This window comes from Sphingomonas sp. CL5.1 (genome assembly GCF_013344685.1).
Classification (GTDB): domain Bacteria; phylum Pseudomonadota; class Alphaproteobacteria; order Sphingomonadales; family Sphingomonadaceae; genus Sphingomonas.
This window is the reverse complement of sequence record NZ_CP050137.1, coordinates 2,657,461-2,670,713: the sequence shown is the minus strand read 5'-3', so window position 1 is coordinate 2,670,713 and position 13,253 is coordinate 2,657,461. Positions and strand designations below refer to the sequence as shown.

General features: G+C 63.9%; 20 protein-coding genes and 1 pseudogene. 11 read left to right on the top strand and 10 right to left on the bottom strand.

Annotated elements, in window-relative coordinates; translation table 11 throughout:
• Nucleotides 1-7: 7 nt before the first annotated feature.
• Nucleotides 8-736: an APC family permease gene (locus tag F9288_RS12970; RefSeq protein ID WP_174837173.1), complete on the bottom strand. Its 729-nt coding sequence runs from the start codon at nucleotides 734-736 to the stop codon at nucleotides 8-10.
• Between F9288_RS12970 and F9288_RS12965 the strand changes: the two genes are divergently transcribed.
• The gene (locus F9288_RS12965) at nucleotides 714-1,031 is read left to right on the top strand and encodes a hypothetical protein (RefSeq protein ID WP_174837172.1); all 318 of its coding nucleotides are present in this window, start codon (nucleotides 714-716) and stop codon (nucleotides 1,029-1,031) included. The genes F9288_RS12970 and F9288_RS12965 overlap by 23 nt on opposite strands.
• A gap of 230 nt (nucleotides 1,032-1,261) precedes the next feature.
• Here the strand turns inward: F9288_RS12965 and F9288_RS22185 are convergent.
• Nucleotides 1,262-1,396 (bottom strand): annotated as a pseudogene (locus F9288_RS22185) (IS110 family transposase); the annotation flags it as partial.
• Nucleotides 1,397-1,993: 597 nt separating this feature from the next.
• On the opposite strand from F9288_RS22185, the gene F9288_RS12955 reads away from it, so the two are divergent.
• Complete coding sequence (locus tag F9288_RS12955; RefSeq protein WP_174837171.1) at nucleotides 1,994-3,466, top strand: integrase family protein; 1,473 nt, start codon at nucleotides 1,994-1,996, stop codon at nucleotides 3,464-3,466.
• Between the two features lie 170 nt (nucleotides 3,467-3,636).
• Here F9288_RS12955 and F9288_RS12950 read toward each other — a convergent pair whose 3' ends face one another.
• The 8 genes from F9288_RS12950 to F9288_RS12915 all read right to left on the bottom strand — a co-directional run bounded on the left by F9288_RS12950 (nucleotide 3,637) and on the right by F9288_RS12915 (nucleotide 6,869).
• Nucleotides 3,637-3,774 carry a hypothetical protein gene (locus F9288_RS12950; protein ID WP_174837170.1) on the bottom strand — a complete coding sequence of 46 codons (138 nt, stop codon included), beginning with the start codon at nucleotides 3,772-3,774 and terminating at the stop codon, nucleotides 3,637-3,639.
• Between the two features lie 151 nt (nucleotides 3,775-3,925).
• Entirely contained in the window at nucleotides 3,926-4,633 is a 708-nt protein-coding gene (locus F9288_RS12945; protein WP_174837169.1) for an NRDE family protein, read from the bottom strand.
• An 8-nt stretch (nucleotides 4,634-4,641) separates the two neighbouring features.
• On the bottom strand, nucleotides 4,642-5,121 hold the full coding sequence (locus F9288_RS12940; protein ID WP_254620873.1) for a thermonuclease family protein: 480 nt from the start codon (nucleotides 5,119-5,121) through the stop codon (nucleotides 4,642-4,644).
• 70 nt (nucleotides 5,122-5,191) lie between these two features.
• On the bottom strand, nucleotides 5,192-5,392 hold the full coding sequence (locus tag F9288_RS12935) for a hypothetical protein (protein WP_174837168.1): 201 nt from the start codon (nucleotides 5,390-5,392) through the stop codon (nucleotides 5,192-5,194).
• Between the two features lie 56 nt (nucleotides 5,393-5,448).
• The gene (locus F9288_RS12930; RefSeq protein ID WP_254620872.1) at nucleotides 5,449-5,643 is read right to left on the bottom strand and encodes a hypothetical protein; all 195 of its coding nucleotides are present in this window, start codon (nucleotides 5,641-5,643) and stop codon (nucleotides 5,449-5,451) included.
• A gap of 200 nt (nucleotides 5,644-5,843) precedes the next feature.
• Nucleotides 5,844-6,113, bottom strand: a complete 270-nt coding sequence (locus tag F9288_RS12925) for a DUF6771 family protein (protein ID WP_254620871.1) — start codon at nucleotides 6,111-6,113, stop codon at nucleotides 5,844-5,846.
• Between the two features lie 72 nt (nucleotides 6,114-6,185).
• Nucleotides 6,186-6,605 carry a putative toxin-antitoxin system toxin component, PIN family gene (locus F9288_RS12920; RefSeq protein WP_174837167.1) on the bottom strand — a complete coding sequence of 140 codons (420 nt, stop codon included), beginning with the start codon at nucleotides 6,603-6,605 and terminating at the stop codon, nucleotides 6,186-6,188.
• A 3-nt stretch (nucleotides 6,606-6,608) separates the two neighbouring features.
• Complete coding sequence (locus F9288_RS12915; RefSeq protein ID WP_174837166.1) at nucleotides 6,609-6,869, bottom strand: ribbon-helix-helix domain-containing protein; 261 nt, start codon at nucleotides 6,867-6,869, stop codon at nucleotides 6,609-6,611.
• A gap of 231 nt (nucleotides 6,870-7,100) precedes the next feature.
• Here F9288_RS12915 and F9288_RS12910 point away from each other — a divergent pair, with 231 nt between their 5' ends.
• From F9288_RS12910 to F9288_RS12870, 9 genes are all read left to right on the top strand, one after another.
• A complete protein-coding gene (locus F9288_RS12910) occupies nucleotides 7,101-9,242 on the top strand; it encodes a ParB/RepB/Spo0J family partition protein (RefSeq protein ID WP_174837165.1) in 2,142 nt (713 codons plus the stop codon).
• Nucleotides 9,243-9,301: 59 nt separating this feature from the next.
• Nucleotides 9,302-9,496, top strand: a complete 195-nt coding sequence (locus F9288_RS12905; protein WP_174837164.1) for a hypothetical protein — start codon at nucleotides 9,302-9,304, stop codon at nucleotides 9,494-9,496.
• 84 nt (nucleotides 9,497-9,580) lie between these two features.
• Nucleotides 9,581-10,045, top strand: coding sequence for a DUF6878 family protein (locus F9288_RS12900; protein WP_174837163.1), 465 nt, complete (start codon nucleotides 9,581-9,583; stop codon nucleotides 10,043-10,045).
• Nucleotides 10,046-10,055: 10 nt separating this feature from the next.
• Entirely contained in the window at nucleotides 10,056-10,442 is a 387-nt protein-coding gene (locus F9288_RS12895; protein WP_174837162.1) for a hypothetical protein, read from the top strand.
• Entirely contained in the window at nucleotides 10,439-10,657 is a 219-nt protein-coding gene (locus F9288_RS12890; protein WP_174837161.1) for a hypothetical protein, read from the top strand. Before F9288_RS12895 ends, F9288_RS12890 begins: the two co-directional genes overlap by 4 nt.
• Nucleotides 10,658-10,740: 83 nt before the next feature.
• Entirely contained in the window at nucleotides 10,741-11,487 is a 747-nt protein-coding gene (locus tag F9288_RS12885) for a hypothetical protein (RefSeq protein ID WP_174837160.1), read from the top strand.
• A gap of 71 nt (nucleotides 11,488-11,558) precedes the next feature.
• The gene (locus F9288_RS12880) at nucleotides 11,559-12,035 is read left to right on the top strand and encodes a hypothetical protein (protein WP_174837159.1); all 477 of its coding nucleotides are present in this window, start codon (nucleotides 11,559-11,561) and stop codon (nucleotides 12,033-12,035) included.
• Nucleotides 12,032-12,322 (top strand): hypothetical protein, encoded by a 291-nt coding sequence (locus F9288_RS12875; RefSeq protein ID WP_174837158.1) that lies wholly within the window; start codon nucleotides 12,032-12,034, stop codon nucleotides 12,320-12,322. Before F9288_RS12880 ends, F9288_RS12875 begins: the two co-directional genes overlap by 4 nt.
• Nucleotides 12,319-13,122 (top strand): hypothetical protein, encoded by an 804-nt coding sequence (locus tag F9288_RS12870; protein WP_174837157.1) that lies wholly within the window; start codon nucleotides 12,319-12,321, stop codon nucleotides 13,120-13,122. Before F9288_RS12875 ends, F9288_RS12870 begins: the two co-directional genes overlap by 4 nt.
• Nucleotides 13,123-13,253: the final 131 nt, after the last annotated feature.

The following is a 13,253-nucleotide window of genomic DNA, read 5'->3' as shown; positions in this document are numbered from 1 at the left end:
GCGCGGATCACCGATCCGCGTGCGGTCGCCCTCCACGCGCCAGCCAATAGACCACGCCGAGCAGCAGCCACCCGCCGACGAGCAGGTAGGGCCGCACGTCGGCGTTGAGACCGATGACGATGATGAGCAGCGCCAGTGCCGCGCCAAGGTAGCCGATCGCCTGCGCCGCGCCCGAGCCGAGCCGGATACGCGAACGGCTCGCGATCTCGGGATGGTATTTCGCCACACGGGTCGCCGACAGGCAGCAGGCGAGATATTTCAGCATCGTCGGCACGTTCACCGCGAGCAGCAGGAAGATCAGGCTCTCCGGCAGCAGCAATCCGCTCATCGCGAAGGCATAGGCGAGCAGGACCGCGCGATGCGGCGTCCCGAAGCGCGGATGGATGACGCCGAAGGTCGGCGGCAGCACGCCGTCGCGCCCCATCGCGAACAGGCTGCGCGAAAAGACCAGCGCGGTCGCGTTCATCGACTTGACGATCGACAGACAGGCCGCCCCGACGATCAGCGGCACGGCGAGCGAGCCGAGCGTCACCCTCGCGGCGATCAACAGGGGCGCGCTGCTCGCCGCCAGCTTCGTGGGACCGACCAGCCCCAACGAAGTGAACGAGACCAACCCATAGACCAGCGCGGTGAGCCCGATCGCAAGCGCGATGCCGAGCGGGATGTTGCGTTGCGCATCCTCGACCTCCTCGCCGATCTCCACTGCGGATTCGATGCCCAGGAACAGGCTTATCATCAGCGGGACGGCCGACAGGATCGCCAGCGGGCCGACCGCCAGCGGAGTTTCTAAAGGGGACTCTGCAAAGCACGGCGCGGTCGAGAAGCGCGGCTACATCCGTGATAACCGGCCCGACGGTCTCTCCATCACTGTGGGGTGCCGACTGATCGACATCGCGCGATCCACCTATTATGATGCGCCTGCGGCGCGAGCCGGTGAAGTCGAACTGCTGACCGCGATCTGCGACGAGTTCGAAGCCTATGGCTGGCGGCGTGTTCGAGCCGCGCTCCGGCATCAAGGCATCGTTCTTTAACAGCGGTTGGTGTCAAGGGTCACTCCTGCCGCTCCATCGATCGATGTCATCATCTGCCGGGTTCTTCGTTCTTTCCGAGGTCGAGCTTGTCGCCTCATCATGGGCTGCGTCGGTGCGGCGTCTCATCGTTACCCACGTGGTCCTGTCGGCCACGACGATCGCTGCGAGGTCACCGGCCCCATCGTCCCGGCCGGACGATCCGCTCGATCGAGCGAAACCGAAGAGCGCTTTCAGGCGGCGACCGGCTTGCCCCACTCGAACTCGGTGCCGTCCACCCAGATGCAGTGCTGGATCACCGCGATTTTCCGGGCGACCGCGACTCGCGCCTTGCGCGAGCCAACCCGCTTCGTGAGCCGCACGCCCCAGGGACCTCGGGCGTGATTGATTTGGAGCACGCCGATAAGCAGTTCGGGATGAAGCGGCGACCAAGCGAGCACGCCGAGGATGCGGGCGGCCTGTCTTCCAACAAGCCTGCCGACAAGCTTCGAACATGCCGAACATGGATGGCCGAATGCGGGCGCCAACGCGGACAAGACGCCGATTTCCGGTCTTCGGATCGCGTCGCCGTCAGGCCAATTCGCCGTATGCCGCGAAAAATAACGTCATAAAATGAAAAATTATGACGATATCGCTTTCGCAGTACCGCCTAAGCCATTGATTTCATTAGGAGAAAAATGGCGCGCCCGGAACGATTCGAACGTCCGACCCTCAGATTCGTAGTCTAATCTTTTTCCCACTATAATCCACTCCAGACTATCCCATTGCCTTCAACATGTCATGTTTAATATACTGATATAATGATGATTTTCAAACGATAGCAAGGTACAGAAAAGCGAGCAGCCAAAACTCGTCGTGATCGATCGGCCGAAAAAACCCTCCATAAATACCAAATTCCCCTCCATAAAAATTTTGGCCTGCCGGCCCTCCATGCTATGATTGCAGCCCGGAGGAAGGGATTGACCATGCCCCAGCAGCAAGCGATCGAGACGCAGTCGAAACCAGCCAGCGCAGCCGGGAATCTTCGCTTTCCGCTTACCGATCGCTCGATCGCGCATTTGCCATTTGCCGAACGGGGCCAGTATTTCGCCTTCGACGAAAAGCTCGGAGGCTTCCAGGTTGTCGTCGGCCGGAAGCGAAAGACCTTCATGGTCAGGTCGGAAATTCGCATCGCCGGCAAGCGAATCGCGAGCGCCCGCGTGACGATCGGCGATTGCAGCAAGATCACCGTCGCAAAGGCCCGGACGATCGCGGAGGGATACCTTTCCGAGATGCGGCAAGGCCGCCATCCCAGGCCCGACGCTGTGAAACGGCCATGTGCCGTGTCGGATAGGGTCGAACAGCAGCAATCCTCGGACAAGACGGCCCGGGAGGACGCGGAAGGTCCTTCGCTCCGCGAAGCGTGGGAGCGCTATAAAGCGGCCTTGATCAAGAAGGGGCGCAGCGCGGGGACGATTGCCGGCTATGAGGATCATGTCACCCGCGTTCTCAAGATCTGGATCGACAGGCCCCTTAAAGACCTTGCAGAAGACCCAGACCTTGTCGCGAGGAAGCACGACGCAATCACCCTGGCTAGCGGTCCATATGCGGCCAATGGCGCGATGCGGACGTTGCGGGCGATCTACAATCATGCGTGGCTGAAGAACAAGAAGGTGCTGTCGCGCGACAATCCAGTCGATGCAGTCGATTGGAACAAGGAACGGCGCCGCAATTCCGGCATGGGTGTCAGCGACCTGCCCGGCTGGTTCAACGAGCTTGCCCGTCTGGAGAATCCGATACGACGTGAATTCCATCTGATGGAAGTCCTCTCGGGATCGCGTCCGGCCGCCTTGAAGCGTGCGCGCCTCAACCACCTCGATCTCAGAAGGCGCATCCTTCATATTCCGGCGCCCAAGGGTGGCGAAGACCGCGCGTTCGATATTCCGCTGTCGCGGGAGATGATCCGGTCGCTGATGCGCGTGATCCGGTTTGGGCGCGCCCAGCATCCGGTCGAGGCGCGCATCTGGCTGTTCCCGGCCGAGAGCAAAGCCGGTCATATCTACACCACACAGGAGGACCGCGCCGACCTATCGAAATGGGGGAACGATCTGCGGCAGACCTACCGAACGATCGCAACCATTGCCAAGGTGAATGGCGTCGACGCGAAATTGCTGATGAACCATGCGATCCCCGGCGTGAACGAAGGCTATATCACGCGGGAGAAGATCCTCGAAGATCACCTGCGCCAGCAGCAGCAGGCCATCACCGACGTCATCTTCGCGCCAATCCGCGACCTGCGCGAGAAGGATGGTCCGGTCGCGACCTGGCTTCGGCCTCGATCGGCGCGAGCACAGATAGCGCTGGCGCAAGAAACCAGGACCGCTCATGCCCATCTTCATGAGGTGCGGCGTCGGAAGGCCCTGCAAGCACGCGAAAACAATGCGGACGGGCAGTACTAGCAGCCTTCTCCCGAACGCGCATGCTCTCGGGTTATGAAATTCTCTCGATCATGCGAGCCTAGTCGCGGCTTTCCTGAATGAAATGCTCAAGGATGTCGTAGAGCGCTGCTTCCGAATATGCGTTTGTGGTAAGCTTTTCAGCCCATTGACCTAACAACGGGGCGTTCGGCTCATCGTCCAAGGTAGCGTAGGGTGTTTTCGTAACGCTCGTTGATATCGTTGCGAAGGGCCTTCACGTCGATATCACGACGCGGACGCGCCTTGAGTTTCCGGTGCTGCTCCACAGGAGCGCGGTACGCAGTTGCCATTATAGCCCTCCTTTCCCGATCATTGGAGCATTGGGTATCTAATACAATGGCAGATGAAAGGTTGAAACGTAAGGCGCACACGGCCTCCTCGACCTTCTACGATAGACCAGCACCTCGCGCTTCCAGACTTGCCTCCAAACGCCGCCCCTCATCACCACCGGAACGGAATAGCGGTATCACCCACAGCCTGCCCCGTTCGATCGAAACGGCGCTCAATGATCAGGCCGGCGTCATCGGTATCGACCAGGACGATCGTGCCGCAGCGAGTGCCGTAGATTGGGTTTTCCACGAAGATCGGCGCGGGATCGTCCGCCGTGCCGGTTGACGGGCTTCCATCGCGCAATCCGGCGAACAGCATCTCGGGATCATGATCGTCGCTGCCGAGCCAGCTTTCGATCGCCTTGCTCAATCGAACCGTCTTGAGCCACGGCGGGTCGAGCGGTCCGTTGGACATGGCGTGAAATCCCGGTGCCAGCGAGTGGCGAACAGATCCCGGCCGATTGGAAAGAAAATACGCGCCATCGCGTCCGATGGTCACGGCGTTGAATGGATTGAACCCGCCCAGCCTGTCATTCGGGGGAAGGTCGCCCCGCGCCAGATCAATCACCAGCACACCGCGCGATGCCAGTGAAGGATCGGGGTCTCCATGCCCGCGAAGGTTGGTCACGGCCGCGAGCCGGCCCTTCTCCGATACCGCGAGCCAGGTGCCCCCAGCCCTGACATCGCGCCCCGCAATCGTCTCGCCATCATCCCAGCGATGCAGCGGTTCGGCGGGCCTGTCATGAAATTCGTCACGGTTGGCGGCGACCACCAGCTTCCAGCGCGGATGAGCCTTCCAGGCGATCGCGAGCACGCACATGCGATCGATCAGCAGCTCAGCGGTGCGTAGCGCCTGACGGCATAGCCACCCCGAACCTGCTCACATGACAGATTGCGACCACCAACCGAACAAAGCGCGACGACGCGGCCATAGCGATCGGTATCGGTTTGCCGGCAGGTGAGCGGACGACCGCCGATCAGCCGGCGCAGGTTCCCGATACTGGCGTAGGGATCGCCCGAAACGCAGGTGCGTCCTTGCCGGCAATGACCGGGAAGCTCCGGCGCGTCGATGCCGGAGAGACGAACGCGGGTCGCGCCGCAACGCAGCGTATCGCCGTCAACGACGCGCGGATTGTCGCAAGCAAAGACCGCCTTGACCGGCGTAGGATCAGCTGCCGCCGGCCTCTTGGCGATTGCCGATGCGCCCGTCCCGAGGATGATCCCGCTCACAATGACCGCGCCGAGCATACCGGGAGGACGCATCTTTCCGCGCGGGCGTTTCCACCGGAATCGGATCATTTCCCCCATGCGCGCTCGGCCTGTTCGGTATCACAAAGGTGCCGCCGACATCGGCCGGCGGCGTCAATGACGGCGAAGATCACTTCACCGGTTTTGCGCCGGGAATGCCGCATTTGGCGAACTTGCCCTTCGCGTCGCGGCATTTGGTCGGCTTGGCGGCGGCTTTCTGCGGGCACTTTACGAACTTGCCAGTTTTGGCATCCTTGCATGGCGCGGCGAGTGCCGGCGCGGCGCCCGCGACCAGCGTCACGGCGGCGAGAGCGGCGATGATCGAACGCATATTGATCTCCTTGTCCATCGTCGGACGCGCGGAGACTATCGCGCGATGCGCGCGGATCAACTGGAACGTGCGGGCGGACGGCGAAGCCGGTCGAGTGCTGCTGCGATCGCCCGAAATCTTGCGACACCGACGGTATCGCCGGTCAACGCGAGTGCACCGATCCGCTCGGCGATATAGAGTTCGGCGCCATCGCCATGCAGCCGCTCGATCGTCAGGGCCTCGGCCAGCCGCTCCCGCTCCGGCGTCATCATTCCCGCTGTCCTGCATCGTCCATTTCTGGAATGATCTTCACCGTGTGCAAGCAGACCTCGCCATCTTCGCGAAAGCGATCCAGTTGGTGCCTACGTTCATGCAGGACCGTTACGATACCGACCACGCTGTCAACCAGCGCTGCCCATATCGGCCTGACAGCAGATCACGCCACCCCCGGCGATGCGGCACGACAGCCGCGCTACAGCGGCAACCTGAACTGATTGATATCGGGCAAAGCCTCGCGCCGCAGTTTCTCGATGATCGTCGCCGCCAGCGTGTCCGCCGCACGCTCGCGCAGCCGCGGATCAGGCATCGTCAACCCGACACGCGCCCATCCCGGGGCGGCGAGCAGGATGGCGGCGAGTTCCTTTTGCTCGATTCGTTCCATGTCACCATAAGAACAAATAATGAACATCGTGGCAATGCGGTTCGTGGGGGCGCGTTGTTCGCTTGCGACGAGCAGTGTCATTTTCCGGGGTTTCGCGGACCAGCGCCGGGAGTATCTCGGCTCTTCAGTTCTGCGGGACAGACTGGCTGAAACTTAGCGATCCAGCGCCAGTTCAGCGAGCAGTTTTGCCACCGTGACGATGTGGGTCCGTCCGTGACGGTCAAGGGAAAGGAGATCATCCTTGTCACCGGTCACGAGCCAATCCGCTCCGCCTGCCTCGCACAGGCCAAGCAAGAAATCATCGCGTGGATCGCGAGAACGCTGAACGGGCGGGAGCTTATCCGGCATGTCCGCCACGAGCGTGATCTGGTTCAGTAACCTTCCAGCCTCTGCCGGTCGCAGCAGCGCGCGAATCTTGTCGCGACGACTGACCTCGCGAAACTCATCGAGTTGTATCGCATGACTGATCAGCGTGAATCTGTGATCCAGCCAGGCGTCGATCAGACGCGACGGTCCGCCAGAGGGGGAGATGAGCCCACTCAGGAGCACGTTGGTATCGAGGATGACGCGCATCGATCAACGGCGGCGTTCATTCCAGAACGACGGGCGACCCAGGCGGGTTTCTTCGTCGACCAGCCGCGCGATTTCATCAGGTTGAAGGTCCGCGTTTCGCGCCCGGATGTCTTGCACGGTCTCCCGCAGCACCTCGCGGTTGACGGCGTCCTCGACGAAGCGCGACAGATCACCCTTCTTCCCGCCGCGCGTCGCCAGCAGCGTGCGAAGCGCAACATCGGTCTCGCGCGAGACTTTCAAACTCCAGCGGGCAAGCTCGGCCATCACACACCTATACGTCTATGTGTCTAGACGTTTATAACATGCAGACCCATGCGTGCAAACCCGGGATGGCCCCCTCCCCGCCCGATCCACGAAGCCCTGGATGCCGACAAACCGCGCCGCGTCGCGCGGGCCGCCCGGGGGGCGGCCCGCCAGAGGGAAAGGAAGGCCGGGGCTTCATGACGGGCTTGGAGCCGGGAGAGAGTCTCGCGGCGGCCCGTCCGGAGAACACCCATGGCCAAAGCGCCCCAGAAGATCGTCCTCAGCGGCTCGCGGGACATTCCCTTCGACCGGCTGGTCCTGTCCCAGTCCAATGTTCGGCGGGTGAACGCCGGCGTCTCGATCGGCGATCTGGCGGAGGATATCGTCCGCCGCACGCTCCTTCAGAGCCTCAACGTCCGGCCCATCCTCGACGGCGAGGGTCAGGAAACCGGCCGGTTCGAGGTGCCCGCGGGCGGGCGACGGTTCCGCGCGCTCGAACTGCTGGTGAAGCAGAAGCGGCTGGCGAAGAACACGCCGATCCCCTGCGTCGTCAAAGCCGCCAATGACGATGTTTCGGCCGAGGAAGACAGCTTCGCCGAGAATACCTTCCGCGAGCAGCTTCACCCGCTCGATCAGTTCCGCGCCATGCAGAGGATGATCGACAAGGGCGAAGGCGTCGAGTCGATCGCCGCGCACTTCAGGGTCACCCCGGCGGTCGTGAATCAGCGGCTCCGGCTGGCCAAGGTCTCGCCGAAGCTCCACGAGATCTATGCCGACGACGGCATGACGCTCGATCAGCTCATGGCCTTTTCGGTGTCGGATGACCATGAACGCCAGGAGCAGGTGTGGGAATTGCTCGCCCACAGCTACAACAAGTCACCGCAGTTCATCCGTGACAAGCTCACCGAGGGCGCGGTGCGCGTCGCCGACAAGCGCGTCCGCTTCATCGGCATCGAGGCCTATCTCGCCGCGGGCGGCAGCGAGGCGATGCGCGATCTGTTCCAACCCGATGATGGCGGCTGGCTGACCGATCCGGCTCTGCTCGACCGCCTCGTCACCGAGAAGCTCCAGGCCGAAGGCGAGAAAATCGGCGCGGAAGGCTGGAAATGGGTGGCGACCGCGGTCGACATGCCCTGGGGCGTCACCAACGGCATGCGCGAGCTCGACGGCGTCGAGACGCCGATGCCCCCCGACGAGGAGAAACGTCTCGCCACGCTTCAGGACGAAGCCGACGCGCTCGAGGCCGAATGGGCCGACGCTCCCGCTTTCCCCGACGAGGTCAATACGCGCCTGATCGCGCTCGACGAGGAAATCGGTGCGCTGGTCGACCGGCCGATGACCTTTGCTCCGGAGGACATGGCCAATGCCGGCGTGTTCGTCTCGATCGACTCGGATGGCTCGCTGTCCATCGACCGCGGCTATGTGCGCGCCGAGGACGAGCCGGTCGTTCATACCGACGAGGAGCAGGACGTCGATGCTGCGCCCGACCAGCGCGCCGAACCGGACGAGCAGGAGGCGGGTTCGGCGACCACGGTCGTCGCGATCGGCAAATCATCCGACGAGGAGGACGACGCCGACGAGGAAGTCGTCAAGCCGCTCAACGACCGGCTCGTGGCGGAACTGACGGCGTGGCGAACGCTCGCGCTTCAGGACGCCTTCGCCCAGAGTCCGACGACCGCGTTCGCCGCCGTGCTGCACGCCTTCGTGATCGCCAGCTTTTACTATGCGTCGAGCGAATCGTGCCTCCAGATCTCGCTCAACAAGCCGTCGTTCGGCTTCTCCCCGACCGGCCTGCGCGACAGCGCCCCCGCGAAGGCGATCGCCGAGCGTCACAAGCGTTGGGCCGACCGCCTGCCCGATTCCGAAAAGGAATTGTGGGACGCGCTGCTCCAGCTCGATGCCGCCGAGCAGGCCGCATTGTTCGCGCATTGCGCCTCGCTCACGGTCAACGCCCAGCAGGAGGTTGTCGGCAAATACGGCACCGGGCGCATCTCGCACCACATGATCGAGCGGCGCATCGCGCATAGCGACATCCTGGCGCGGGCGGTCGGACTCGATCTGGTGGGCGCGGGCTGGCGGCCGACGGTCGCGGGCTATTTCTCCTCGATCACCAAGCCGCGCATCCTCGCGGACGTGGCCGAGGCGAAGGGCGCGCGGTTCGCCGAGATGATCGACCATCTCAAGAAGGGCGACATTGCGCGCGAGGCCGAACGCCTGCTCGAAGACGCCAGCTGGCTTCCGGAGCCGATGCGCACGCCGAACATCGCCGATGCCTTCTCGGCGGCGGACGCGACCGGGGAGGAGGAAGCGGCTCCGCTCCCGGCCTTCCTCGACGACGAGGGCACCCCTGAGGCCGACAACGACGACGGCGCGCCGATCGCCACCGCGGCCTGACCTTCTGGCGGGGCGGCTTCGGTCGCCCCGTCCTTTTCCCCACCATCAGGAGATTGATCGTGAAACTTTCCCAGATTCCGTTCGCCACGGCCGACGAGCTGGCGCCGCTGCTCCTTGCCGCCCTTCAGCGCCTCGGCGAGCTTGGCCGCGAGGGCGCCGTCGCGCTGGCCCGGATCGTCGACGATGGCGATGCCGATTTCGACGAAGCGGCCGACTGGATCGAGACGATCGCCGATGGCGGCCTGCGAGAATGACGCGACGCCGCCGCCGACATTTCATCCCATCAACCCGACGAGCCCGGCCATCGCGCCGGGCTTTGCCGTTTCTGGAGAACCGCAATGACGAAGACCCATGCGCCCATCGATATAGCCGAGGCGATGCGACGATACGCGGCCTGGGAAGCCGCCGCGGCACAGCTTGTTCCCGAAAACCGACAGCGGCTGTTCGCCTTCCTCGGCTTGGGCCCCATCACGCGCGTCATCGTCACCTTCGACGGCGAGGGCGACAGCGGCCAGATCGAGGACATCCAGCCCTATAATGGCGACACGCTGGTCGACCTCCCCAAGGGCAAGCTTGCCTTTCTCGATCTGCCCTATGGCGAGGCCCAACCGAAGCAGCGCAAGTTCAGCGCCGGCCAGGCGCTGGAATATCTCGCTTACGACCTCCTCCAGCAGGAGCACGCGGGCTGGGAGAATTCGGACGGCGCCTATGGCGAGTTCACCTTCGATGTGACCGCCGGCACGATCACGCTCGATTACAACGAGCGGTTCATGTCGTCGGAACATCATCAATACAGCCTGTGAGGAGGGGATGATGGGACATTGCTACCATCACGCGCTGTCCTCGGTCCGGAAATGGGGCGGCGCGCCGGAGGATTATCTGCCGCTCCATCAATGGTTCGATGAGCCGTCGAAGCTGATCACGGCGGATTTCCGGCACCGCGCGCTGCGCCATCATGCCGAGGGCATCTTCATGCTCGAACGCTTTTTCGGCCCGACCATCACCATCGCCTCCGGGCGCACGGTGCCCGTCCGGCTGATCGGCGAACAGCATGTCCGCGAGGATCTCGGCTACATCCCGGGCTTCGCCGACTGGGTCCGCTGCATCCGGCCCGAACCGTGGATGGGCCGCGCGCAGCCGATCCATCGCGACGTCGATCCGTTCGCGGTGCCTCCTCCGATCGAAAGGAAGGCGGCATGAAGATCCAGGCCATCCTCGAATTCGACCTGGAGGACTGGGCCGGCGTGCCGGTCGTCGATCGCGAGACGCTCGATCTCGCGGCCCAGGACACCGACCGCGCCATTCGCTCGCGGCTGATGGGCGACGGCTTCCTCGACGCCGATGCCCTTGTCCGGACCTGGACGCTGCGGGTTTCGATCCGCGACGGTCCGCCTGAACCCGATCCGCCCGACTAGCGGCAATCCTCCGACCCCCGTTGCAACCCTTGCGAAACCCGGCCGCCGCGCCGGGTTTTCGCGTTCTTATCGAAGGACATGACATGGCTGACTATTTCTTTCCGACCGTCGTCTGGCCGAGCATTCCGGCCGACGCGATCACCCCGCTCGAACTGGTGCTCCTGACCCAGATCTACGAGAACGAACCCGATGGCGATGCGGTCTATTTCTTCGCCAGCGGCGGAACCAACGACTGCCTGTGGTTCAAGGCCGCCGAGCTTCGCGAGGTTCTGGCGGGCGAGACGATCGCCCCCGGCAGCGTCGCCGAGCTGGTTCGGGACGAGCTTGCCGCGCTCGGACCCGATGAGGATGAAGTCGAACTCGATCTGGCGGATCAGGGCGACGACCGCATCTTTCAGGCGATCGTCCGGCGCTGCGACCAGCTCGATCACGTCACCATCACCTCCGCCTGGATGTGCAGCAAGATGCGGCCCGACGGCTTTGGCGGCGGCGTGACCGTGGTGACCGCCGATCATATCCTGACGTCCACGACCGGTCAGATGGAATGCGAGCTGCTCGATCGCGCCGAATATGGCGAACTCGGCTGCGCGCCCGGTCACGGCAGCCATGCGCTGCTGCGTCTCGACGAAGCCGAGGTCCGCCGCGCGATCACGGCGATCGCGGACGCTGATCTCCCCGCCGGGCCCGATGCGTCGAGCGTCACCGACGAGGATATCCGGGCCGCCTGCCTGCAAACGGTCGAGGCGACTGATCTCGCCGTCCAGCACGGAGCCATCGCCGCCGTGGCGGCACGGGCTGCCATCGCGATCGCTCGACACCGCAACGCCTGACCCTTTCACCCCATCCATCCCGCGAAAGCCCGGCCGTCGTGCCGGGCTTTCGCGTTTCAAGGACTTGAAACATGCTTGCTCAAGACATCTACGATACCGCGCCGCTCGGCAGCCTGATCCGTTATTCCAATGGCGAACCGCGTCCGCCCGAGCGCTTCACCCGCAAGCTCAAGGCGTGGAACAACGACAATGGCATCGGCCGCCTCGTCGAACGCACCGCCGAGGAGGTCCGTCCGACATACCGATCCCCTGCAGGCTTTTGTCTCCATCTGGGCAATTATGGCAGCCAGGGCATCATCGCGATCGTCGTGCGCCGCCACTATTCGGTCGAGAGCGCGCTTCATTTCGAGATCGCCGAGACGCCGAAGCCCGGCATGGTCCGTGTGCTGACCAGCCACGCCGGGCGCGATGAGCTGCGTTTCCTCGCGCCCGACATGACCTCGGCGCAAGACTGGCTCGATCGCAACCGCTACACCGACGCGCGGTTCGAGGTCGTGAACGATCCCGACCCGGTCGTGTTGCCCTCTCGTCTGGGGAGGGCGGCATGACGGTCCGGCGCCATTTCGTGCATGTCTATACGACCATCCGGATCAAGGTCGCGGTCGATGCCGAGAATCATCGCGCGGCGATGCAGGCAGCCGACGCGGTCGTGTTCGGCGACAGGCATGCCGTAGAGTTGAGTCCCGTCCATACGGCGGTCGTCGACGCCGATTATGCCGAGGAGGTCACCGAATATCTGGTCGATGAGGCCGATGACCCGGACTTCGCGCGCTCGCGCAACTATGGCCCCGATTTCATGCCCGCCCGTATCTCTAACGACAGGCGGGCGGCATGAGCGCGGTTCTCGTCAATTATGGCAGGACCGCCGGGAACCTGCTCGCGGCCCGGGTCGGCGACCTGGGCTATATCGCCATACCGGCGGGGGACGGGCTTCGTCTCGCGTCGGGCTGGCGCCTCTCGAAACCAATCGGCGAATGGACTGCGGCCGATGTTTTCGGCAACGAAGGGACGGTCGCCGACGAGGCCGGCTTCCGCGCGCATGTCGAGGCCATCGCGGTCCATCTTACCCAGCGCGCCGCGTTCGGACGTCGGGAGAAACGGACGCCGATCTCGACGCCCTGGGGCATGTCGCAGGGCGCGACGATCTATGCGGAGGGCGTCGTCTTCCACTCGACCGCTTCGCACGGCGGGTTCAAGCTCGACCGGGCACGCAATGCCGCCCTGCATCCTGCGTTTCGGATCAGGGGCGGGTGGTATGAAGAGGATAGCGACTGGGCGCGTGTCGCTATGGGCTATCCCGACCTTTTTACCGACCGGGAGAAGGCGCAGGCCGATCGCACTTTACGCGACTGGGAACCGGATGCCTGGGAGGCTGTCCATGGCCGGCCGCTGACGGCGGAGGAGTCATTCGCCCGCGATCGACAGCGCTTCGAGCGTGAGCATGCCGACGACTGGGTCGTGATCGCGGCCGCACGATCCGATCGCCATCCCGGCTTCGTCGAAACGGTCGCGACCCTGGGAGGCCGCCGCGACCAAGCCGAGCGACGACAATTTCTCGTTGCGGAGCATGAATATGTCATCGGCCGACACGGCTTCGTGATCGACCTCGAACGCCATTCGCGGCTCGCCGCCTGACCTCAGCCCGTTCCGCACGTCGGGACGGGCTTTTTCCATGCCCGCCGACCAGAGGCCCTGATCATCCGCATCTCACGCCCGCACTTCGGCAGCACGAGGTCTGGCGCGGCCTCGCCGTCCGTCAACGGGCA

What these genes read in the sequence shown, in the direction of transcription:
- F9288_RS12965 (WP_174837172.1), top strand. Translation starts at nt 714, where the DNA reads ATGCCCAGGAACAGGCTTATCATCAGCGGGACGGCCGACAGGATCGCC.
- F9288_RS12880 (WP_174837159.1), top strand. Translation starts at nt 11,559, where the DNA reads ATGCTTGCTCAAGACATCTACGATACCGCGCCGCTCGGCAGCCTGATC.
- F9288_RS12925 (WP_254620871.1), bottom strand. Translation starts at nt 6,113, where the DNA reads ATGACACTGCTCGTCGCAAGCGAACAACGCGCCCCCACGAACCGCATT.
- F9288_RS12900 (WP_174837163.1), top strand. Translation starts at nt 9,581, where the DNA reads ATGACGAAGACCCATGCGCCCATCGATATAGCCGAGGCGATGCGACGA.
- F9288_RS12870 (WP_174837157.1), top strand. Translation starts at nt 12,319, where the DNA reads ATGAGCGCGGTTCTCGTCAATTATGGCAGGACCGCCGGGAACCTGCTC.
- F9288_RS12895 (WP_174837162.1), top strand. Translation starts at nt 10,056, where the DNA reads ATGGGACATTGCTACCATCACGCGCTGTCCTCGGTCCGGAAATGGGGC.
- F9288_RS12930 (WP_254620872.1), bottom strand. Translation starts at nt 5,643, where the DNA reads ATGATGACGCCGGAGCGGGAGCGGCTGGCCGAGGCCCTGACGATCGAG.
- F9288_RS12940 (WP_254620873.1), bottom strand. Translation starts at nt 5,121, where the DNA reads ATGGGGGAAATGATCCGATTCCGGTGGAAACGCCCGCGCGGAAAGATG.
- F9288_RS12945 (WP_174837169.1), bottom strand. Translation starts at nt 4,633, where the DNA reads ATGTGCGTGCTCGCGATCGCCTGGAAGGCTCATCCGCGCTGGAAGCTG.
- F9288_RS12915 (WP_174837166.1), bottom strand. Translation starts at nt 6,869, where the DNA reads ATGGCCGAGCTTGCCCGCTGGAGTTTGAAAGTCTCGCGCGAGACCGAT.
- F9288_RS12950 (WP_174837170.1), bottom strand. Translation starts at nt 3,774, where the DNA reads ATGGCAACTGCGTACCGCGCTCCTGTGGAGCAGCACCGGAAACTCAAG.
- F9288_RS12890 (WP_174837161.1), top strand. Translation starts at nt 10,439, where the DNA reads ATGAAGATCCAGGCCATCCTCGAATTCGACCTGGAGGACTGGGCCGGC.
- F9288_RS12910 (WP_174837165.1), top strand. Translation starts at nt 7,101, where the DNA reads ATGGCCAAAGCGCCCCAGAAGATCGTCCTCAGCGGCTCGCGGGACATT.
- F9288_RS12935 (WP_174837168.1), bottom strand. Translation starts at nt 5,392, where the DNA reads ATGCGTTCGATCATCGCCGCTCTCGCCGCCGTGACGCTGGTCGCGGGC.
- F9288_RS12970 (WP_174837173.1), bottom strand. Translation starts at nt 736, where the DNA reads ATGATAAGCCTGTTCCTGGGCATCGAATCCGCAGTGGAGATCGGCGAG.
- F9288_RS12920 (WP_174837167.1), bottom strand. Translation starts at nt 6,605, where the DNA reads ATGCGCGTCATCCTCGATACCAACGTGCTCCTGAGTGGGCTCATCTCC.
- F9288_RS12875 (WP_174837158.1), top strand. Translation starts at nt 12,032, where the DNA reads ATGACGGTCCGGCGCCATTTCGTGCATGTCTATACGACCATCCGGATC.
- F9288_RS12885 (WP_174837160.1), top strand. Translation starts at nt 10,741, where the DNA reads ATGGCTGACTATTTCTTTCCGACCGTCGTCTGGCCGAGCATTCCGGCC.
- F9288_RS12955 (WP_174837171.1), top strand. Translation starts at nt 1,994, where the DNA reads ATGCCCCAGCAGCAAGCGATCGAGACGCAGTCGAAACCAGCCAGCGCA.